Source organism: Spirillospora sp. CA-128828, assembly GCF_050945415.1.
Taxonomy (GTDB): domain Bacteria; phylum Actinomycetota; class Actinomycetes; order Streptosporangiales; family Streptosporangiaceae; genus Spirillospora.
In genome coordinates, this window is sequence record NZ_CP191986.1 from 4,327,990 (window position 1) to 4,349,117 (window position 21,128).

General features: G+C 69.6%; 15 protein-coding genes and 1 pseudogene. 11 read left to right on the forward strand and 5 right to left on the reverse strand.

What is annotated here, in order from left to right:
• Position 1 precedes the first annotated feature (1 nt).
• The 4 genes from ACQPXG_RS21240 to ACQPXG_RS21255 are packed head-to-tail and all read left to right on the forward strand — an operon-like array spanning position 2 to position 4,393.
• Positions 2-931 (forward strand): phosphotriesterase family protein, encoded by a 930-nt coding sequence (locus tag ACQPXG_RS21240; RefSeq protein WP_433469436.1) that lies wholly within the window; start codon positions 2-4, stop codon positions 929-931.
• Complete coding sequence (locus tag ACQPXG_RS21245; RefSeq protein ID WP_433469437.1) at positions 928-2,019, forward strand: aminotransferase class I/II-fold pyridoxal phosphate-dependent enzyme; 1,092 nt, start codon at positions 928-930, stop codon at positions 2,017-2,019. Before ACQPXG_RS21240 ends, ACQPXG_RS21245 begins: the two co-directional genes overlap by 4 nt.
• Positions 2,010-3,182: an alanine racemase gene (locus tag ACQPXG_RS21250; protein ID WP_433469438.1), complete on the forward strand. Its 1,173-nt coding sequence runs from the start codon at positions 2,010-2,012 to the stop codon at positions 3,180-3,182. The genes ACQPXG_RS21245 and ACQPXG_RS21250 overlap by 10 nt, the downstream gene beginning before the upstream one ends.
• Entirely contained in the window at positions 3,179-4,393 is a 1,215-nt protein-coding gene (locus ACQPXG_RS21255; protein ID WP_433469439.1) for a phosphopentomutase, read from the forward strand. Before ACQPXG_RS21250 ends, ACQPXG_RS21255 begins: the two co-directional genes overlap by 4 nt.
• Here the strand turns inward: ACQPXG_RS21255 and ACQPXG_RS21260 are convergent.
• Positions 4,385-5,200, reverse strand: coding sequence for a lysostaphin resistance A-like protein (locus ACQPXG_RS21260; RefSeq protein ID WP_433469440.1), 816 nt, complete (start codon positions 5,198-5,200; stop codon positions 4,385-4,387). The two genes, ACQPXG_RS21255 and ACQPXG_RS21260, sit on opposite strands and share 9 nt — an antisense overlap.
• A gap of 121 nt (positions 5,201-5,321) precedes the next feature.
• Between ACQPXG_RS21260 and ACQPXG_RS21265 the strand changes: the two are divergent.
• The 6 genes and pseudogenes from ACQPXG_RS21265 to ACQPXG_RS21290 form a co-directional block, all read left to right on the forward strand.
• Positions 5,322-5,716, forward strand: a pseudogene (locus tag ACQPXG_RS21265) (transposase); the annotation flags it as partial.
• Positions 5,717-5,773: 57 nt separating this feature from the next.
• Positions 5,774-6,433, forward strand: coding sequence for a formylglycine-generating enzyme family protein (locus tag ACQPXG_RS21270; protein WP_433470022.1), 660 nt, complete (start codon positions 5,774-5,776; stop codon positions 6,431-6,433).
• A 452-nt stretch (positions 6,434-6,885) separates the two neighbouring features.
• Complete coding sequence (locus tag ACQPXG_RS21275; protein WP_433469441.1) at positions 6,886-7,305, forward strand: hypothetical protein; 420 nt, start codon at positions 6,886-6,888, stop codon at positions 7,303-7,305.
• A gap of 280 nt (positions 7,306-7,585) precedes the next feature.
• Positions 7,586-7,900: a hypothetical protein gene (locus ACQPXG_RS21280; protein WP_433469442.1), complete on the forward strand. Its 315-nt coding sequence runs from the start codon at positions 7,586-7,588 to the stop codon at positions 7,898-7,900.
• Positions 7,901-7,925: 25 nt separating this feature from the next.
• Positions 7,926-10,868 (forward strand): right-handed parallel beta-helix repeat-containing protein, encoded by a 2,943-nt coding sequence (locus ACQPXG_RS21285; protein WP_433469443.1) that lies wholly within the window; start codon positions 7,926-7,928, stop codon positions 10,866-10,868.
• Between the two features lie 237 nt (positions 10,869-11,105).
• On the forward strand, positions 11,106-11,588 hold the full coding sequence (locus ACQPXG_RS21290) for a hypothetical protein (RefSeq protein WP_433469444.1): 483 nt from the start codon (positions 11,106-11,108) through the stop codon (positions 11,586-11,588).
• Here the strand turns inward: ACQPXG_RS21290 and ACQPXG_RS21295 are convergent.
• The 4 genes from ACQPXG_RS21295 to ACQPXG_RS21310 form a co-directional block, all read right to left on the reverse strand.
• Positions 11,579-12,124, reverse strand: coding sequence for an SDR family NAD(P)-dependent oxidoreductase (locus tag ACQPXG_RS21295; protein WP_433469445.1), 546 nt, complete (start codon positions 12,122-12,124; stop codon positions 11,579-11,581). The genes ACQPXG_RS21290 and ACQPXG_RS21295 overlap by 10 nt on opposite strands.
• A gap of 333 nt (positions 12,125-12,457) precedes the next feature.
• Positions 12,458-12,682 (reverse strand): translation initiation factor IF-1, encoded by a 225-nt coding sequence (gene infA / locus ACQPXG_RS21300; RefSeq protein WP_433469446.1) that lies wholly within the window; start codon positions 12,680-12,682, stop codon positions 12,458-12,460.
• Positions 12,679-13,473, reverse strand: a complete 795-nt coding sequence (locus tag ACQPXG_RS21305; RefSeq protein ID WP_433469447.1) for a GNAT family N-acetyltransferase — start codon at positions 13,471-13,473, stop codon at positions 12,679-12,681. Before ACQPXG_RS21305 ends, infA begins: the two co-directional genes overlap by 4 nt.
• A 249-nt stretch (positions 13,474-13,722) precedes the next feature.
• A complete protein-coding gene (locus ACQPXG_RS21310; protein WP_433469448.1) occupies positions 13,723-16,647 on the reverse strand; it encodes a helix-turn-helix transcriptional regulator in 2,925 nt (974 codons plus the stop codon).
• A gap of 179 nt (positions 16,648-16,826) precedes the next feature.
• Here ACQPXG_RS21310 and ACQPXG_RS21315 point away from each other — a divergent pair, with 179 nt between their 5' ends.
• On the forward strand, positions 16,827-20,984 hold the full coding sequence (locus tag ACQPXG_RS21315; RefSeq protein WP_433469449.1) for a HAMP domain-containing protein: 4,158 nt from the start codon (positions 16,827-16,829) through the stop codon (positions 20,982-20,984).
• The last annotated feature ends 144 nt before the right edge of the window (positions 20,985-21,128 follow it).

The following is a 21,128-nucleotide window of genomic DNA, read 5'->3' on the forward strand; positions in this document are numbered from 1 at the left end:
CATGAGGCTGAGGACCGTACTCGGGGAGGTCCCAGTACCGGACGGACCGGTGCTCGCCCACGAGCATCTGCGCGTCGACCTGCGCGGGCCCGCGGGCCGGGCACCGGATCCCGCGGCGCTCCTCGACGAGGAGACGGCGGTCGCCGGCGAACTGGCGGCGCTGCGGCGCTCGCACGGCCTCGCGGTCGTCGTGGAGCTGACCTGTCTCGGCATGGGACGGGACGCCGCCGCGCTCGCCCGGATCAGTGAGCGGGCCGGAGTGGCGGTGGTGGCGGCGACCGGGTTCTACCACGCCGCCTTCCACCCGTCCTACGTCGCCGGATCGAGTATCGCGGACCTGACCCGCCGGCTGCTCGACGAGATCGAGAACGGTCTGGACGGCACCGCCGTCCGGCCGGGCGTGATCGGTGAGGTCGGCACGAGCGGCCCGACGCCCTCGGGGGACGAGAAGCGCTGCCTGCAGGCCGCCGCCCGGGCCGCCCTCCACTCGGATCTGCCGCTCGCCACGCACGCCCATCTTGGCCGCGGCGGACTCGCGCAGCTCGACGTGCTGACCGCCGGGGGAGTCGCCCCTGGCCGGATCAGCATCGGTCACCAGGACCTCCTGGACGACGCCCTGACCCACCGCAAGATCGCCGAAGCCGGCGCGTACGTCGCCTTCGACACGATCGGCAAGACGTCCTACCAGAGCGACGACGTCCGGCTCCGGCGGGCGCTCGACCTAATCGAGGCCGGCCACGCCGACCGGCTCCTGCTCAGCGCGGACGTCTCCCGCGCCGGCTACCTGACGGCGAACGGCGGCGGCGGTTACGGCACCGTCCTGCGTTCCTTCGCGCCCCGGCTGGCGGCCGCGGGCGTCGACGAGACGACCCTGCGCCTGATCCTGCACGACAATCCCGTCCGGTTCCTGACCTCGGGGGAGGCCCGATGACCGCGCCGGAGCTGCGCGAGACCCACCCGCTGCCGACCGTCCCCTTGGAGGAGGCGATGGCCCGGCAGTTCCGGCTGCTGGAATGCGTGGCGGACCATTTCGACGGGCAGCGGCTGTTCTCGGCCGACGTCGGCGTGACGCCGCGGTGGGGGCGGCCCGATGCCACCCGCCGGACGGAGGAGGCACTGGCCGACTTCCTCGGCGCCCCCGCGGCGGTCCTCGTCCAGGGCGCGGGCAGCGGCGCGATCAGGGCCATGCTCACCGCGGCCCTCGCACCGGGCGACCGCCTGGTCGTGCACGCTTCCCCCGCCTACGCGACGACCGCGACGACCTTCCGTTCGATGGGGCTCGACCTGGTCGAGACCGACTTCAACACATCCCCGGCCGAGGCGGCGGCCCCCTACGTCTACATCCAGCATTCCAGGCAGCGCCCTGACGACTCCTATGATCCGGCCGACGTGATCGCACGGTACGCGGCCCTGGGCGTCCACGCGCTGGTCGACGACAACTACGCGGCGTTCCGCGTCCCCCGCACCGGTGTCGAGATGGGCGCGGAGGCGTCGGCGCTGTCAATGTTCAAGCTGCTCGGCCCCGAAGGCGTCGGGCTGGTCGTCGGCTCGCGCGACCTCGTCGACCGCGTGCACGCCGACAACTACTCGGGCGGCGGCCAGGTCCAGGGGCCGCAGGCGCTCGACGCACTGCGCGCGCTGACCCACGTCCCCGTCCTGTGGGCCGTGCAGTCCGCGGTCGTCACCGAGATCGCCGAGCGGCTGGACGCCGGCGAGGTTCCCGGGGTCGCCCAGGTCTGCGTCGCCAACGCGCAGGACCGGTGCGTGCTCGTGCGGCTGGACGCCCCCGTGGCCCGGCGGGTCATCGAGGCGGCCGCACGGTTCGGGGCGGCTACCTACCCGGTCGGAGCGAACTCCCGGTACGAGATCACCCCGCTCTTCTACCGGCTCTCCGAGACCTTCCTCGCCGATACCCCGGAGCTGGCCGACTGGACGATCCGGATCAACCCGATGCGGTCGGGCGCGGACCTCGTCATCAAGATCCTGGCCGGAGCGCTGCGGGAGGTCCGGTGTTCCTGACCGCGACGCTGGCGCGCAACCCGCGGCTCGTGGAGGCCGCCGCGGAACTCCACCATGCCGGCCGCATCCCACCCGACACCTACCTGATCGACCTGGAGGCGGTCGCCGCCAACGCCGCGACGCTCGCCGCGGTGGGCGCCGCCCACGACGTCCGGCTGTGGCCGGTGTTCAAACAGGTGGGACGCAACCCGCACGTGATCCGGACGGTGGCCGAGCATCTTCCCCTCGCCGCCGCCATCGACCTGCGCGACGCCCGCGCGATCCAGGACGCCGGGGCCGGGCTGGGCAACGTCGGCCACCTCGTCCAACTCCCGTTCAACGCCATGCGGGACGTGCTGGCCCGGCGCCCCGAGTACGTCACCGTCTTCGGAGTCGATCAGGCCCGCGCGGTGTCCGCCGCCGCGGAGCACCTCGGGATCACCCAGCCGCTGCTGGCCCGGGTGGTCGCCGCGACCGACCAGATCTACCCGGGGCAGGAGGGCGGCGTCCCTCTGCCCGATGTCGAGAAGTTCGCCGCCGAGGTCCGGGACATGGACGCCGTGACCCTCGAAGGCGTCACCTCGTTCCCCTGCCTGCTCTACGACGAGTCGTCCGCGGCGATCGCACCCACCCCGAACCTGCGGACCCTCCTGACCGCCAAGTCCCGCCTCGCTGCGGCCGGGTCGCCCATCAGCGTCGTCAGCGCGCCCAGCGCGACGGCGACCGCGAGCATCCCGTTGCTGGCCGCGCACGGCGTCACCCACGGTGAGCCCGGTCACGCGCTCACCGCGACGACCCCGCTGCACGCCACCGACCTCACCCAGCCCGAACAGCCCGCGATGGTCTACGTCTCCGAGATCGCGCACATCCTCCCGGACGGCCGGCCCGCGGTCTTCGGAGGCGGCTTCTACCCGCGAGGCCGACCGGACGAGGCCCTCGTGTTCCCCAGCGCCGGCGAGCCGTTCACCCTCCCCGTCGAACCCGCTCCGCCCGAGAACATCGACTACTACCGCCTTCTGGGCGCCCCGTCCTCGGGGGCGCCACTCCGCGTCGGCGACACCGCCGTCCTCTCCTTCCGCACGCAGATCTTCGTCACCCGCAGCGCGGTCGGCGCCCTGCAAGGGGTCTCCTCGGGCAGGCCCCGGCTCCTCGGCCTGTCGGACTCGCACGGGAGGCCCTGGTGACCCGAGTCGCCATCCTCGTGGTCGACGGCCTCGGCATCGGTGCCATGCCGGGCGCGTCCGCCTCGCGTCCCGGCGACGCCGCCGCGCACACCCTCGGCCACGTCCTGGACACCGCCGGCGGAACACTGCGCCTTCCCGCGCTCGGCGCGCTTGGACTCGGACTGCTGCATCCGCACGAGAGCCTGGCCTCTCCCATCGCCGCCGGGGCGTCCGCGGGACGGTCCGCCCTCGGATACCCGGGCGCGGACACCTTCAGCGGCCACCAGACGATGATGGGCACCGACATGAGCGGGACGGCCCTCGCCCTGTTCTCCGACCACATCGACATGGTCGCGGCCGCACTGCACGCGGCCGGGCATGAGGCACATCCGCTGGACGCCCTCCCCGTCCTCCTCGTCGACGAGGGGGCCGTCGTCGGCGACAACCTCGAAGCCGATCCGGGCCTCAGTTGGAACGTCAGCGGCCGCCTCGACGACCTGCCGTTCGAGTCGATCCTGTCCATCGCGCGGACGGTCCGGACGGTGGCCCCGACGGCCCGGGTGATCGCGGTCGGCGGCCACGGCCCCCCACCGCTCCTGCGCGCCGTCCGGTCCGGCGCGAGCGGCACGGCGGGACTGGACACGCCCGCCTCGGGTTTCTACGTCAACGACGGCCTCCGGGTCGCCCACCTGGCCGTGGAGATCGACCACACCCGGCAGCTCCCCTCACGCGCTGCCGCGGCGGGCCTGCCGGTGACCCTCATCGGCAAGGCCGCCGACATCATCGTGTGCCCGTCCGCCGAGCACCGGCCGGCCGTCGAGACCGGTGAAGTCCTCGAACAGACCTCCATGGCCCTCACACGCACGGCCGATGCCCTGGTCGTGGCGAACGTGCAGGAAACCGACCTGGCCGGGCACCAGCAGGACGCGTGGCGATACGGCTCCCTTCTGGAGGAGGTCGACAGGGGGCTTGCCTCTCTCCTTGCGGCCATGGGCCCCGACGATCACCTGATCGTCACCGGCGACCACGGCAACGACCCGACGATCGGCCATCCGTTCCACACAAGGGAGTTCGTCCCCGTGCTCCACTACAACCAGCGACTCCCATCCGGCACCGTCCCGGACGCCTCCACCTTGGCGACCATTGCCGCAACGGCAGCCGAGGCATTGGGCATCGACCTCCGACGACAGACGGACCTCACTTCAGCCACCGCAAAGCAGACCTCAGCCTGAGACCGAGCCATGGCCACGGCCTTCCGGGCGGGAGCGAGGTGGAGCGGTTCGCAAGGACACGGATGAGCGGTCGCGCTCGGGCTTCGTCTCCGAGCCGTACTGCCGCAGCAGCCACAGCCCGAACGCGGCGTGGAACGCGTACACGAACGCATCCCACCACCATGGCGCCGCCCCAGGCGAGCGGATCTGCATGAAGTCGTCCAACCCGTGGACGAACACCATCGGCCACACCGAGCCGATCGCGAACCGCAGGGCGGCGCAGCAGAAGCCGAACAGTCCGGCGGAAAGGACCTGCCAGAGCGTGTCGCCCAGGGACTGGCCGAAGAAAAGGTAGTTCTGGATGTGTCCTACCCCGAACAGCACGCCGACCCAGATCGCGGCGCGAATCGGTCCGAGCGGGGTGAGTGCCTGCTGGACGAGCCCGCGGCTGTAGACCTCTTCGTTGATCCCGACCCACATCAGCGAGACGAGACTGCTGACCACCACCGTCGTGCTCCCGGCGAGGCCGGCCAGGGCGTACGAGCACGCGACGATCAGCAGGGGCGCAGCGAGCCACCAGCGGCGCGCCACGCCCAGGGCGGCAACCCCGGACTCGCGAAGCCGGCCCCACCTCCACAGCAGGAGCATGACCGCGCCGAAGCACACCATGTTGACGACGGCCGCCCCGAGGTCGGGGAACCATCCCGGCGCGAGCGGCGGCAACAGAACCTTCGCGACCAGCAGCAGGACGGCGTGCCAGGCGAGCGTCAACTCGATGGCCCCAAGTAGCGGATGGTGCGTTACATGGCGTTTCCACCTGATCAGCACCGGTTGATCGTAACTGGAGTCCGGTGGATCTGGTGAAGTCCGATGTGCCCCGGCTTGATGCCGCAGTTACTGATCGTTTCAGAATGAGATCGATGGCCGGGATCGTTCACGTCAGGTCTCTCAAAGGGGGGACCATGTCGGACCGTCGCCGGTCGACCGGGGGCGTCCCGGCTCCAAGCACGATGTGCTCGTCGACCGCCATGGCACCCCGCTCGCTGTCTCGCTGACCGGCGGGAGCCGGCACGACGTCACCCAGCTGATCCCTCTTCTTGACGCGGTCCCTCGTGTACGAGGGCGGCATCAAGCCCCTTATCGCCCGCAGCGGCATCGCCACAGGTTCGGGGCCTGGGCAAGACCCGGTGGGTGGTCGAGCGCACCTTTGCCTGGCTCCACCAGTTCAAACGACTCCGCATCCACTGCGAACGCAGAGCGGACGTCCACCAAGCTCTGCTGGAACTGGCCAGCAGCATTATCTGCCTCCGCCGCCTCCCCAGCTCCCCTCAGAATGATCGGTAGAGCGGTGAGAAGACGCCGATAGGGTGGCCCGTTGTGGACGCGGGGGCAGGAAACGAGATGGTTGCCGTCCCACCGGGACGGGTGATGCTGTCGGACCGGCGGACGCAGAGCAGTTGGCCGGTCGAGATCGCGTCGTTTCAGCTGGCGGTGTTCCCGGTCACACAGTCGTGGTACGCACAGGTTACCGGTCAGCGGCCGAGTAGTGCCCAAGGCGACCGGCTGCCCGTTGAGGGCGTTTCGTGGTGGGACGCAATCCGGTTCTGCAACGCGTTGTCCCAGCGCGAGGGGCTAACGCCCGCGTATCACCTCCCTGCCGACACTGAGGCGGCCGAATGGGACACCTCCGCAGACGGGTACCGGCTGCCGACCGAGGCCGAATGGGAGCATGCCTGTCGAGCGGGTACCACCGGCCCGCGATACGGCCGGCTTGATGAGGTCGCTTGGTACCAGGGCAACTCGGATGGGCAGATCCACCCTGCGGGCGGCAAGCACCCCAACGCCTGGGGCCTATACGACATGCTGGGCAATGTCTGGGATTGGTGCTGGGACGTCTACGACCCAGAGGTGTATGGCACCTATCGCGTCCTCCGTGGTGGTGGCTGGGCCGACGAGCACTGGAGCTGCCGGGCGTCGGTGCGGCGGCGCAGCCACCCGACCTTCCGGATCGACGACGTGGGGTTCCGCATCGCGCGCTCCACACCCCTACCTCGGCCGTGACAGCTGGTGGGGGATGGGGTAGGTCAGGACGGGCGGTAGTGCCGGGTCCAGCATGGTGACCGGGGCGCCCCAGTCGAGGGCGTTGTCGCGGCCGTCGGTGAGCAGGCGGGGCCAGCCTGGTGCGGGGCGGCCGGGTGGCGGGTGGCCAGTTCGGTGACATCGGCTCGTAACCGGGTGCGTGGGGTGCGTCGCAGGGCTTCGAGTGCGTCCGGGCCCGGTGCGAGTTGGATCCGCCGTAGGTCCTCGCCTGGGAAATGAAGCCTCAGCATTGTCTTTTCCCTGGTGAGCCGTGGCGTGGTGCTGAAATCGCAGGCCGTGAAAGCCACTTTTCCACCGTGGTGGAAAGGTCTTCCAATTGGGAGTCCAGCACTTCAGACTCGCCGTCTGTCGGTGTTGTTCGGAAGGGAGAACGATTCATGACCTCACTCGCTCATTTGAAGGCAGGAACAGGTTTGGCAGCGGCCCTCGCCATGGTCGGTGCGTTCGCGGCCCCGGCGAACGCCGAGACCATTCGCTCCGCACCCGCCGTGGCGGCCCCGGCCGCGTCTGCGGCGATGCGCGGGTCCTCGGGGCCGTGGTACATCGATGGCGGCGCCAAGTGGCCTGGCCGGGCGACCCCGTCGATCAGGGTGAAGAACGCGCACGTCCGGATCTGTTACAACTTCTGGGGTTCGGGCACGCGCAAGGGCTTCACGATCCGCCTGGACCGCCGTGGCACCCATGGGGTGACCAAGACCATCTGGAGCAAGAAGTACTGGGGTCCGAAGAACAAGACGTGCAGCCCCTGGAAGGCGAAGAACTCCGGCTCCGTGCAAGCGATCATGAGCGTGCGCAAGAAGGCGTACGGCCAGGTCTGGTTCTACACGTACTGACGGCGGAGTCTGTGCGAGCCGGTCGGGCCTGGCACCGACCGGCTCGGCGTGCGGGCCCGCCTTGCCGGGGCATGGCGAGGACCTGCGGTGGAACGGAGACGAGCGGCTTTCAAGGTGGAGGCCGTCCGGAACTCGGCGACATTGCCTGTCGATATTACGTGACCAGCATTTATTGGGGGCTTTTCCGGACGACCTTCCAGCCGCCGGGCAGCCACTGCGTGCCCCTGGTCGTGGACCCTTTCTTTGGGCGGCGGGGGCCACGGCTGCGAGTCCGGTCGGATTGTTCGCCATCAAGCCGGAACTGGCCTGGCGGACGATCGGACGTGCCGCCGAAGACCCCTTCGCCGCCGTGGCCCAGGGCACCTGGCAGCGCTACTGCTGCGGTGACGGCGCCAAGGGCCGCCTGAAGGACTGGGATCCGAGCGCGTCAGGCAGGGCAAGTCCGCGCCCGCGCGGCGCCCTGATCGGCGCGGTGTGCGGTGGTCGTCCGTCCGGGGTGAAGCGCGGTGGGTCGGCGGCGTCCGGTTCAGGGCGCGAGGGGTCCGCTGAAAAGCGGGAACGGGCCTCCTCGTGGCACCATTACGGTGATTCGTGAGGAGCCGAGCTTGCACCGTCTGGTCGTGTCACAGACCTCCCCTGGGGCGTATCGAACCGTACTGGAGGCGCTGAAGGCGCCGCTGCCGCCGGGTGCACCGCCTGGGCGGCACATCCTGATCGAGCCGGGCTCGTACCCGAACACGGGGTTCAAGAGTTCGGGCGACTTCGTCATGACGGCCGTGGAGGGGCTGGGTTCGGTCACGCTCGACGGCCGTACCGTCGCCACGATCGAGGTTTCCGGGAAGGTGACGCTTCAGGGGCTCATCGTCCGGAACTGGAGTGACAAGGGCACCGCGGTGGAGCTCGACAAAGGTTCCGTCATCGCGGACCAGTGCGAGTTCGTGTCCCGGTCCAACATCGCCGTGCGGACGTCGAAGGGCGGCCAGCTCCACCTCCGGAATTGCAAGGTGGAGGAGGGCGCGGTCGTTTTCAGCGCCTCGTCCGGGAGCATGGAGGACACCAGTGTCACGGGGGCGACCGGCAACGCGATCGCGATCCGCAGCGGCAGCTCGGTGAGCCTGCGGTCGTGCCGCGTCGAGGACGCGGCCAACCACGCCATCTGGGTGACCGAGGGGTCCCGGCCGATGATCGAGCAGTGCACGATCAGCGGTCCGGGCAACGCCGGGATCAGGGTCGATGACCACGGGAACGCGACGATCCGCAACTGCACGATCCAGAACTCGGGCGAGACCTCCCTGGTCGTGCGGGACAAGGGCAAGATGCACGCGGAGGACTGCCGGATCTCGGACGCGGGGACCGACGGTATATGGGTGGCGAACGGCGGCCTCCTGACCGCGCGGCGGGTCAAGGTGGACGCGTCGGAGCGGGCCGGCCTGATCGTGACCAAGAGCGAGGCGGTCCTGGAGGACTGCGAGGTCGTCGGAGCCGGCGCCAACGGGATGGCCGTCACCGAGAAGGCGAAGCTCATGGTCGTCCGGGGCCGGGTCGCCGAGGCGGAGAAGGTCGGCATCGGGGTGGGCGGCGACGGCATGGCCGTGCTGGAAGGGGTGACGGTCAGCGGCAACAAGCTCGCCGGCGTGTCCACGGACCCGGGGGCGCAGCTCGCCGTCCGCGACTGCTCGCTGATCGACAACATCGGCCGGGGCATCGTCACCTCCCTCGGGTCGAAGGTGGTGATCAACGATCTGACGAGTGTCCGCAACGGGAAGCCGGACCGGTTCGATGTCGAGGTCCCCGGCAAGACCGGCGACGACGCGAAACCGGCGCCCGCAGCGCCCGTGAGTCAGGCGCCGCCCGAGCCCAAGAGCGAGGCGCCCAGCCCGGAAGAACCAGGCGGCACGAAGGCGGATGTGCTGTTGGCCGAGTTGGAGTCGATGGTCGGGCTGGCGGGGGTGAAGCGTGAGATTCGGAAGTTGACGAATCTGCAGAAGGTGGCTGAGCGGCGGCGTTTGGCGGGGTTGCCGCCGGGGCCCTCGATCGGGCGGCACATGGTGTTCGCCGGCCCGCCCGGGACCGGCAAGACCACCGTGGCGCGGCTGTACGGCGGCATCCTGGCGGCGCTGGGCGTGGTCGACCAAGGCCAGGTCGTCGAGGTCAGCCGCGCCGACCTGGTGTCGGAGAACATCGGCGGGACCGCGCTGCGGACCACCGAGGCGTTCGAGCGCGCCCGCGGCGGGGTGCTGTTCATCGACGAGGCCTACACCCTCTCACGCAAGGCCACCGGCACCGATTTCGGGCAGGAGGCCATCGACACCCTGGTCAAACTGATGGAGGACCACCGCGACGAAGTCGTGGTCATCGCGGCCGGATACTCCGCCGAAATGCGCGAGTTCCTGTCCGCCAACCCCGGCCTGACCTCGCGGATCTCCCGCACGGTGGAGTTTGAGAACTACACCCCCGCCGAACTGGTCCAGATCGTTCAGGCCCAGGCCGACAAGGACGGCTACCAGCTGGCCGACAACGCCCGCCAAGCCATCCTGGCGCACTTCACCGCCATGAAGCGGGACGCCTCGTTCGGTAACGGGCGGGCGGCGCGGCAGGTGTTCGAGGCGGCGGTGGAGCGGCAGGCGCAGCGGCTGGGCGAGATGGAGGAACTGCCCTCGGCCGAAGAGTTGTCTGAGCTGGTGGCCGAGGATCTGGACGTCGACACCGGTGGTCTGGCGGCCCGGTTCGGGGAGGCCCGCGACGCCGGGCAGGTCGACACCGTGATGGCCCGGCTGACCGCGATGACCGGGCTGCAGGAGGTCAAGACCGACATCCGTGACCTGCTGAACCTGATCGCCTCGGCGCGGCGGCGGCGCGCGGCCGGGCTGGAGGCCGAACCGTTCACCGGGCATCTGATCTTCGCCGGCCCGCCCGGGACGGGCAAGACCACCGTGGCCAGGTTGTACGGGGAGTTGCTGACCGCGCTGGGGGTGCTGGCGCAAGGGCAGGTCGTCGAGGCGGCACGGGTCGATCTGGTCGGGCAGTACATCGGGCACACCGCGCAAAAGACCGCGGAGGTGTTCGAGCGGGCCCGCGGCGGGGTGCTGTTCATCGACGAGGCCTACACCCTGTCCCGCCAGGCCGGATCGGGCAACGACTTCGGGCAGGAGGCCATCGACACCCTGGTCAAGCTGATGGAGGACCACCGCGACGAGATCATCGTCATCGCCGCCGGATACACCGCCGAGATGGAGGGGTTCCTGGCGACCAACCCGGGCCTTGCCTCACGGTTCGCCCGCACCCTGAATTTCCAGCCCTACGAGGTCGACGGCCTGGTCTCCATCTTCCTGGGCAAGGCCAAAGCGGCGGACTACCGCGTCCCCGAACCCACCCAGCAGGCCCTGGCCACCTATCTGGCGGCCAACCGCGACCGGTTCCGGGTCGGCAACGGACGCGAGGTCGACAAACTGTTCCGCGCCGCCGTCACCGCACACGCCCGCCGCACCGAACAACTCGCCAACACCGGCACCGAACTCACCACCGAACAACTCGCCACCCTCACGCCCGAAGACATCCCCTAGGGCCTCGCACTCGCCGAAACTCTTGCGACCAAGTACAAGCGTTTGAGCCGACCCTGGTCGTCGCCCTCAGATCTCGTCGCAGACCCCTCACATACAGTGAGGACATGGGGGAGATCGACAAGGACCGGCTGGTCGAGACCGCGACCCCGGATTTTCGCCGAGCTCGGGTACGACGGGGCATCGCTGCAGATGATCGCCGACGCGACAGGGTATGACATCGGCTCTGTTCATCAGGCCGTGGCGACCAAGGTCGACCTGTACCGCGAGGTGATGCAGCGTGTCCACACGGCCGAGGACGAGGCCATGGAGGACGCGGTCGCCCGCTTCACATCCGACCGCCAGGGCATCAAGCTCCTCGCGGACGCTTTTCTGGACTTCTACGCCGGCCACCCGCAGGCGCTGGCGCTGTGGCAGCACGGATGGATGGGAGACGCCGCCGACGTGGCCGGCATGGACGTGCTCTACGTCCAACCCCGATCAGCACAGATCGCCGACAAGATCCGCGACCGGGTGCCCCCCGACGTCGATCCCGACTACCTGGTGTGGAGCGTGATGTGGTGCGTCTACGGCTTCCTCAACACCGGCGCCGTCCACACCCCCGATGAGACACCTCACCGCCACGCACCCAGCAGCGCTCCGCGCCACACCGACTTTCACGGCTTCCAGTCCTTCCTGCACGTCATGATCGACCGCCTGTTCGCCCCGCCGTCTCAGCCCTGAGCCGCGCCCAGGGCACGGCCGTGGGCCTCGGCCGAAAGGTCCTGCCCGTCGTCCCAGGTCTTGAGCCGGTCGGCGTAGGCCTGCTGGATCATCGGGTAGAAGCCCTGGCCGAACAGCACCCGCAGGGGCGGGGCGTCGGAGTCGACGATCTTGAGGAGGGTCTGGGCGGCGGCGGCCGGGTCTCCGGCGGGCTGCTTGCCCGCGACCTCGGCGAGGCGCCGGCGGAGACCGTCGTAGGCCGGGTTGGTCTCGGCCATGTGGCCGTTGGCGAGTGGATCGGGGTTCTCGCCGGACCGGGTGGCGAATCCGCCGGGTTCGATCACGGTCACCTTGATGCCGAAGCCGGCGACCTCGCGGGCGAGGGCTTCGTTCAGCCCCTCCAGCGCCCACTTGGAGGCGTGGTACGCGCCGCCGAGCGGCATCGCGATGAGGCCGGCGGCCGAAGACAACTGAACGATGTGTCCTGAGCCCTGCTCGCGCAGGTGGGGCACCGCGGCCTGAACGACCCACACCGCGCCGAACAGGTTGGTCTCCATCTGGTCGCGCAGCTCCCGCTCGGTCAGCCCCGGGCGGTCGCGGCCACCTTGTCGCCCCGAGACAGAGCGGCCTCGACGAAGCTGCGGCCCAGACCGCGCGATGAACCGGTGACGAACCAGACCTTGCCCATGATGGCGTTCCGTCCCTCCGTTGTCGGCTGCCGAACACCAGATGCCGACGACCCGCCTCCTGTGACAGGTGCGGGTACGTGATCTGCGCCATAGAAGGTCTTCAGGGGCGCAGTCATCGCGCACAGGCGGCCGGCAGCCCCGGTCACGGAAACGTCGTGACCGGGGCCCAGGGTCGGCTACCGCGGAAGGTGCCGGCGGCCGCTAGTTCCGGTACCGGAACACGATCCGGCCGCGCGTCAGGTCGTACGGCGTGAGCTCCACCAGGACCCGGTCTTCCAGCACGATCTTGATGTAGTTCTTGCGGATCTTACCGCTGACGTGCGCGAGCACCCGGTGGCCGTTCTCGAGCTCCACGGTGAACATGGCGCTGCGCAGGCACTCGACGACCTTGCCCTCGACTTCGATGCCGTTCTTGTTCCTGGTCATCGCACCAGCTCCAGGTTGCTGCTCACCGGCCGGGCCCCGACGCCCTCGAACAGCGCCGAGGCCGCTTGGTTGGACTCGTGGACTTCGGCCCAGGCCGTGTCGAACCCGGAGCGGTGCAGCGTCTCCAGCGCGTGGGCGAGCAGCGCCCGCGCGATGCCGCGGCGCTGCTCGCCGTCCCGGACCGCGACCAGCCCGATGCGCGGCCGGTTCACCGTCACCACCCGGATCAGACCCAGGTAGCGGTCCGGCGCCGCGGCCACCGCGTACTTCGACGGGTCGACGATGGTGTCGCCCTCGGGGCGGGGAAGCACCTCCGCGGGCATCGACTGCCACCACCCGACGGTCGCCTCGACTTCGTCACGGATCGCGCGGTCCACCGCCCGCAGCAGACTCTCGTCCGCCTGACCGGCGGGCACGATCGTCACGCCCGGAGGCGGCAGGACTTCTCCGAGCCCTGTGACCCGCGGGTCGGTCGGCACGACGTACTCCCACTCGCGGCGCCGGATCCTGAAACCGGCCCGCCGCCAGCCGGCCGTCAGCTCGGCGTCGGCTTCGTCGACCACCGTGTACAGCGGCGCCGGCAGTTCCGCCGGCATCGCCTCGGCGAGCCGGTCGAAGGCGGCGTCGTGCCAGGCGTCGATGCTGACGAACAAGCGTCCGTCGGGCCGGTGCTCCGCATACCCGCGGCCGACCACCAGGTCGTCGTCCAGTGCATGCCAATGCCCGTCCGCGACGCGCGTGATCATCACCGCGTTCTCGCCCAGGCCGGATGTGAAAGGCTTCGTGTTCATCGGAGTCTCCTTCCAGGAGTGCCTCGATCTCAGGCGCTCCTGGCGACACCGAACGTCAGCCGCCGGACCGTGACGGGCTGAGGGAGCACCCATGGGTGACTGTGTTCACGGGTCTCACCTCCTTGCGACGTCTTCACGGCCGACGGAGACGGTAGCAGCGGGGCGCCGCCTCGCTCAAACGATTTCCTGTAGGACCGGCAGGATGCTCGTCTCCGGTGTTCGGCCGAAGTTTCGTCGGCTACGTGCGGATCAGTCGACCGCGCTTTCGTCGGGACCGGGTTGTTCGGGGACGATGCGGGCCAGCTCTACCCGGGAACCGATGTCGAGCTTGCGGAAGACCTGGCGCAGGTGGAATGAGACCGTGTGGGGGGAGAGGAACATCTGGGCGGCCACCTGGCGGTTGGTCAGGCCCTGGGCCACGAGGGACGCGACGCTGCGCTCGGAGTCGGTGAGACTGTCCCACCCGATGGCCGGCCGGTCGGCATAGGTCCAGTGGCGGCGTCGCACGCCCAGGTTCCGCAGCCGGGCGCGGATCCGGGCCGCGTCCCGGAGCGCGCCGATCCTCCGGTAGCCCTCGGCGGCCTCGTCGAACTTCTCGATGGCCGCCTCGCGATCATTGATCAGCAGGAGCCCGAGGTCCTCCGTCGCGGAGGCGGTGCCCCAGGGGTCGCTGTGCTGTGCCGCGGCCTGGACGAGGGCCGTGGCGTCGCCGCTGAGGATTCCCTGTGCGTGGGCGGCCGCGGCGGCCAGAGCGGGATGGCCCGGGTTGTCGTGCGCGATCTGCCGGGCGGTCTCGACGATGTCCGCGGCTGCCGAGTGGTTGCCCGCGGCCAGGGCGATACGGGTCATCCAGGCCGCCGCGTTGGGTTCGAGCATGAGCATCCAGCACCGGTCTCGTACGTTGGCGTAGCAGTTGCGGAGCGGTTCCATCGCCTCCCGCGGGCCGCTTCGGGCCTCCGTGACGAGGGAGACGGCCCAGGTGCTCCAGAGCGACCCGTACAGCTCGCCCTGTGCCGCCCGCCGTTCGGACTCCAGGCGCTCGATGTGCTGCTCGGCCGTCTCCAGGTCGCCTTTCCGCACCGCGACGATGGCCAGCGCGGCCAGGCCGAGCAGTGTCAACGCGTAGGTACCCCATTCGTCCGCGGCCTTCAGTCCTGTCTCGGCCTCGGCCGCCGCGTCGTCGGTGCGGCCGGCGGCCAGTGACAGACAGGCCCGGAAGAAGGCCGGGGTGGCGGCGTGTGCGACCGACCCGTAGGTCTCGAAATCCGCGGTCGCGGCCCAGAGAACGTTGTCGGCCTCGCCATGCCGTCCCATCCCGGTGAGGCAGCGGACCAGGAACAGGCGGGGGTAGGCGAGCCGGGCACCGATCGATCCCCTGTCCGCCAGGCGCACGGCCTCATGTAGGTCGCGGAAGGCGTCGTCGGCCCGGGCTTCTTCCCACGCGAGGTGCGCACTGAGCAGCAACGCCCCGACCAGAGCGGTGTCGGCATGCCCGGGCCGGTCGGCGAGGATCGCCTTGGCCCGCGCCCGTCCCCGCCCGAACTCGTGCAACGCCAGCAGGCCCTGGAACCTCGCCAGTTCCGTGAGATCGTGCAGTTCTCTGCCGAGGTCCTGGCGCATCAGCAGGTTCTCCGCCTCGGTCACGGCCTGGGCGGGCCGCCCGCTCAGCAGGAAGATGGACGCCAGTTCGTACCGCAATCGGTCGGCCCATGGTCCGGAGGGGGCCTGCCGCAGCGTCTCGCGGGCGGAGTCCATCGCCTCGGTGAGCCGCCCCGCGGCCTTCAGGGCGTCCACCGCCGTCATCGTGCGGGCGAGGAGCGCGGGATGATCGGACGGGTCGGTGAGTTCGAGCGCCCGGACGGCTAGGTCCGCCGCGGACGGCGGCGAGTAGGGCAGTACCGCGTGTGCCGCCCGTTCCAGCCCGTCGAGCGCCCGCTCGTCTCCCGGCCGGGCGCAGCGCACGAGGTAGCCGGCGGCCGGCACGACCGCGCCGCGGCGTAGCAGCATCTCCCCGGCCTGCCGCTGCAGCGCCAGGCGCACGGGTTTGGGGACCATCTCAGTGGCGATCTGCCACAGCATGTCGTGCCGGAACGCCAGCCGGTCCACGTCGGGCACGATGATGCCCGCCCGGATCGTCTGGGTGAGCCGCGTCAGCAGTCCGTCGACCGGCTCGCCGAGCATCTCGGCCAGATCGTCCACCGAGAAGGAATGGCCCAGGATCGCCGCCACCTGGAGCAGTTGCCGGGTCGGCTCGGGCTGCCGGAGCAGCCTGCTCCGCGCGCTCGCCTGGACACGTGCCGCCGGGGTCAGCCGCGCACCGCCCCTGGCGACCTCGACCGCACCCTCGAGCTCCCATGTCTTGAGCAGTTCGATGAGCAGGAACGGGTTTCCCTCCGCGTCGGCCGTCACGTCGAGGACGTCCGGACCGGGCGGCGCGCCGAGGACGTCCGCGGCGATCTCCGCGACCGCATGGTCGTCCAGCGGCCCGAGCACGACACGGGCGGCGCCATGCCGCGCGAGCGAACTGTACAGCCCGTCCAGGGCCTGATCACCCATACCGCTTGTACGGCTCAGGATCCACCCGAGCGGATAGGAGGCGAGTTCCGGCAGCAGGGACCGCAGTGCCAGCCGGGTCGTCGGATCGGCCCACTGCAGGTCGTCCAGCGTGATCAGCAAGGGGCCGCGGCCCGCCCGCTCTTCGAATCGGGAGCGCAGCCGCTCCACAAGCGACGGCCGGAGATCGACCGTCTCGGCACCGGGCGGTTCCGCCGTCAGCGCGCGCCACGACAGCGTGGGTTCGGGTGAGCCCAGCGCCGGCTCCCTGAGCGCGGTCGCCAGCAGGGCCAGCGGCACCAGGCGCCCGAACTCGTCGCCCGCGGCGTCCGTGCCCGCGATCTTCGCCCGCGCGGCCGCTTCCGCGGCTTCATGGAGGAGCCGGGTCTTCCCCACCCCCATAGGGCCTTCCACGAGGACCACGCCACCTCGGCCGCGCCTGATCGCCCTCAACAATTCGGCGATGGGCCGCCATTCGCGTGTCCGGCCGCGCCATCCGGGACGGGACCAGGATGCGTCGATTCCCGCCTCCGTGTCGTGCGGCCGATCCCTTCCCCTGTCCGCCTCCATGGATCCATGACACAACGCGGCAGGCCCGCGCGCAACGTTTGGAACTGTCATTACTCACGGCTCGGCCCTGCGCGACCTGCGTGAACGCTCGACGAACGGCTACGTGAGGCGTATGGTGCGAGCTTCTCCGGCAATCAGCGAAAAATGCGCAGTCCCCCGAGATGCAATGCGATTCCCAATCTGACCCCATCAAAAAGTAAAAGTTCGCATATGGGTTATAGCGTGGTTTTATGGCTTCAGATCCGACTCAGATGGACGAGTTGCACCCGCTGCTGGCGGCGATGCAGGCGCTCCGCGACGGAGACTTCCAGGTCCGGCTGCCGGTCGACCGCGACGGCGTGCCTGCCGAGCTCGCCATCGTCTTCAACCAGATCGCCGACCGCAACCTGCACCAGTCGGACGAGCTGAGACGGGTCCGCCGCGAGATCGTCCGCCATGGCCGGCTGGACGAGCGGCTGTCCCCCAGCCCCGGGCAGGGCGGATGGGCGGCGACCGTCGAGGCGTCCAACTCGCTGATGGACGCCCTGGTCGCACCGACCATGAACGCCAGCCGTGTCCTGGAGGCGGTCGCCAACGGCGACCTGAGCCAGCGGGTGGACCTGCATGACGACAGCAGGCCGCTGCGCGGCGGGCTGCGCCGGCTGGGGCAGACGGTCAACCACATGGTCGACGAACTGTCGTTGTTCACAGCCGAGGTCACCGGGGTGGCCCGCGAGGTCGGCATCGAAGGCCGCCTGGGCGGACGCGCCAAGGTGCACGGCCTGTCCGGCACCTGGCGGGACGTCACCGAGGCCGTCAACACGATGGCCGGCCGGCTCACCGCCCAGGTGCGGGACATCGCGCTGGTGACGACCGCCGTCGCCCGTGGCGACCTGACCCGGTCGGTGACCGTCGAGGCGACCGGTGAGCTGCTGGAGTTGAAGCTGACCGTCAACACGATGGTGGACACGCTGTCGGCGTTCGCCGACGAGGTCATCCGCGTGGCCCGCGAGGTCGGCACCGAGGGACGGCTCGGCGGGCGCGCGCAGGTCCGCGGTGTCTCAGGGGTGTGGAAGGACCTCACCGACAACGTCAATCTCATGGCCTACAACCTCACCAACCAGGTGCGGAACATCGCCGAGGTCACGACCTCCGTCGCGGACGGGGACCTGTCCAAGCAGATCACCGTGGACGCCCAGGGTGAGATTCTGCAGTTGAAGAACACCGTCAACACGATGGTCGATCAGCTGTCGGCGTTCGCCGATGAGGTCACGCGGGTGGCCCGCGAGGTCGGCACCGAAGGTCAGCTCGGCGGGCAGGCACAGGTCCGCGGTGTGTCGGGGGTGTGGAAGGACCTCACCGAGAACGTCAACTTCATGGCCGGGAACCTCACCTCGCAGGTCCGCAACATCGCCCAGGTGGCCACGGCGGTCGCCCAGGGCGATCTCAGCAAGAAGATCGACGTCGACGCCCGCGGCGAGATCCTGGAACTCAAGTCGACGATCAACACGATGGTCGATCAGCTGTCGGCGTTCGCCGACGAGGTCACCCGCGTGGCCCGCGAGGTCGGCACCGAGGGCAACCTCGGCGGGCGCGCGCAGGTCCGGGACGTGTCCGGAATCTGGAAGGACCTCACCGACAACGTCAACGAACTGGCCCTCAATCTCACCAACCAGGTGCGGAACATCGCCGAGGTCACGACCTCCGTCGCGGACGGGGACCTGTCCAAGCAGATCACCGTGGACGCCCAGGGTGAGATTCTGCAGTTGAAGAACACCGTCAACACGATGGTCAGTCAGCTGTCGGCGTTCGCCGACGAGGTCACGCGGGTGGCCCGCGAGGTCGGCACCGAAGGTCAGCTCGGCGGCCGCGCGCACGTCCGCGGTGTCTCAGGGGTGTGGAAGGACCTCACCGAGAACGTCAACTTCATGGCCGGGAACCTCACCTCGCAGGTCCGCAACATCGCCCAGGTGGCCACGGCGGTCGCCCAGGGCGATCTCAGCAAGAAGATCGACGTCGACGCCCGCGGCGAGATCCTGGAACTCAAGTCGACGATCAACACGATGGTCGATCAGCTGTCGGCGTTCGCCGACGAGGTCACCCGGGTGGCCCGCGAGGTCGGCACCGAAGGTCAGCTCGGCGGGCAGGCACAGGTCCGCGGTGTGTCGGGGGTGTGGAAGGACCTCACCAACAACGTCAACGAGCTCGCCCTCAACCTCACCAACCAGGTGCGGGCCATCGCAGAGGTGACCTCGGCGGTCACGCAGGGTGACATGTCGCGGCTGATCACCGTCAAGACCCGCGGTGAGGTCTCCGAGCTGAAGGACAACATCAACCAGATGGTCTCCAACCTGCGGGAGACGACCCAGGCGAAGGACTGGCTGGAGTCCAATCTCACCCGCCTGGCCGGGCTGATGCAGGGGCACCGCGACCTCATGGAGGTCGCCGACCTGGTCCTGCGCGAGCTGACCCCGCTGGTCAAGGCGCAGTACGGCGCCTTCTTCCTGGCCGACACCGACGGCAGGGGCGCCCCGGGCAAGGGGCTCGCGTACATCGCCGGCTACGCCTCGCAGGAGCGGACCGTCGACACCAGCGAGATGCCGGCCCACGGCCTGGTGCAGCAGGCCGTCCAGGAGAAGAAGCGCATCCTCGTCGAGGACGCCCCACCCGGCTACATCACCATCAATTCCGGGATCGGGGAGGGGGCGCCGACGAGCGTCGTCATCATCCCGATCCCGTTCGAGGACAAGGTGCTCGGCGTCATCGAACTGGCCTCGTTCAGCCGCTTCTCCAATGTGCACCTGGCCTTCTTCGACCAGTTCGTCGACACCATCGGCGTCGCGATCAACACCATCATCGCCAACTCCCGGACCGAGGCACTGCTCAGCCAGTCCCAGCAGCTGACGGCCCAGCTCCAGGACCGTTCCGTGGAGCTGCAACGGCAGCAGGCCGAACTGCGGCGCTCCAACGAGCAGCTTGAGGAGAAGGCGGCACAGCTGGCCTCCGCCTCAAGGTACAAGTCGGAGTTCCTGGCGAACATGTCGCACGAACTGCGCTCCCCGCTCAGCTCGCTGCTCATCTACGCCCGGCTGCTGTGCGACGACACCGAACAGAACCTCTCCCAGGACGAGCAGTTGTTCGCGCAGAACATCTACCAGTCGGGTTCCGATCTTCTGCAGCTGATCAACGACATCCTCGATCTGTCGAAGGTCGAGGCCGGCCGGATGGACATCCAGCTGCGGTACCTTCCGCTGGCCAAGCTCCTCGACTACGTCAACGCCACCTTCCGGCCGATCGCCGCGGACCATCGGCTCGACTTCGACATCGAGGTGGCCCCGGACGCCCCGCACGACCTCTACTCCGACGGCCAGCGGCTCCAGCAGATCCTGCGCAATCTGCTGTCCAACGCGTTCAAGTTCACGTCCGAAGGTCACGTCAGGCTGCGCGTGGGGAAGGCCACCAGCAGCGACGAGGAGCCCCCGCGGCCCGACGAGGAGTTCGTGGCCTTCACCGTCGAGGACACCGGCATCGGCATCCCGCACGAGAAGCTCACCACGATCTTCGAGGCCTTCGAGCAGGCGCACGATCCACACGGCCGCACCGGCGGCACCGGCCTCGGCCTGTCCATCAGCCGTGAACTCGCGGGCCTGCTCGGCGGCAGGATCACGGCCAGGAGCGAGCCGGGCCGCGGCAGCTCGTTCACCCTGCTGGTGCCCGTGGCGCGCCAGATGCCGGCGGACCTGCTCGAACAGCCGCCGCAGCGTGGCGAGGCCGCGGCATGGACCGTCCCCGAGGAGCCCGCTCCCGCGACGACGGGCGCCGGCTCCGCGGAGTCCCTGCTCGCCCGGCCGCCGTCGCGCGACGCCTCCTTCGACGGCCCGACGGCCGACCGGACCGCGTACGCCGGAGAGGAGGACCGTACGTCCCATACGGTTCACGAGCACCGCGCGCCGCAGAGTCTGTCCGACGCCCAGGTCCTCATCGTCGACGACGATCCCCGCATGGTCACGGCCCTGACCCACGTCCTTGGACGGGCGGGCATGGCGGTCGCGCACGCCACGAACGGTGAAGAGGGCATTGAAGCGCTCGAGCGGAACCCCGACGTGTCGCTCGTCGTGATGGACGTCATGATGCCCGGCATGGACGGCTACGAGACCATGCGGGCGATCCGGAGCGATCAGCGCTACGCCGATCTTCCGATCATCGCGCTCACCGCCAAGGTCATCGCCGGGGAACGGGAGAAGGCGATCGCCGCCGGCGCCAACGAATACGTGCAGAAACCGGCCGATGTCAGCGTGCTGCTCGGCGTCGCCCGTGCCTTGCTGGATCCGGAGAACGCCGACGCGGGGTCGTCCGCCGACCTGCCCGTGGCGGGCAGGCGCACCGGGATCGACTCGACCGACGGCTGATATCTCCTGTGACTCGTGAGGCCGGTGAGCACATCGACCGGCAGGACCCGCGGGCATGGTCATCGACATCGCCACCACAACCCGCATGGATGGGGGATATGCGGTGCCGGGCCGTTGGCAAGTATCGGGCTGTACCAGAAGGAC

Excerpts from the sequence above, each read along its gene's own strand:
- ACQPXG_RS21245 (WP_433469437.1), top strand. The coding sequence starts at position 928 with ATGACCGCGCCGGAGCTGCGCGAGACCCACCCGCTGCCGACCGTCCCC.
- ACQPXG_RS21305 (WP_433469447.1), bottom strand. The coding sequence starts at position 13,473 with ATGAACACGAAGCCTTTCACATCCGGCCTGGGCGAGAACGCGGTGATG.
- ACQPXG_RS21240 (WP_433469436.1), top strand. The coding sequence starts at position 2 with ATGAGGCTGAGGACCGTACTCGGGGAGGTCCCAGTACCGGACGGACCG.
- infA (WP_433469446.1), bottom strand. The coding sequence starts at position 12,682 with ATGACCAGGAACAAGAACGGCATCGAAGTCGAGGGCAAGGTCGTCGAG.
- ACQPXG_RS21270 (WP_433470022.1), top strand. The coding sequence starts at position 5,774 with ATGGTTGCCGTCCCACCGGGACGGGTGATGCTGTCGGACCGGCGGACG.
- ACQPXG_RS21310 (WP_433469448.1), bottom strand. The coding sequence starts at position 16,647 with ATGACAGTTCCAAACGTTGCGCGCGGGCCTGCCGCGTTGTGTCATGGA.
- ACQPXG_RS21295 (WP_433469445.1), bottom strand. The coding sequence starts at position 12,124 with ATGGAGACCAACCTGTTCGGCGCGGTGTGGGTCGTTCAGGCCGCGGTG.
- ACQPXG_RS21315 (WP_433469449.1), top strand. The coding sequence starts at position 16,827 with ATGGCTTCAGATCCGACTCAGATGGACGAGTTGCACCCGCTGCTGGCG.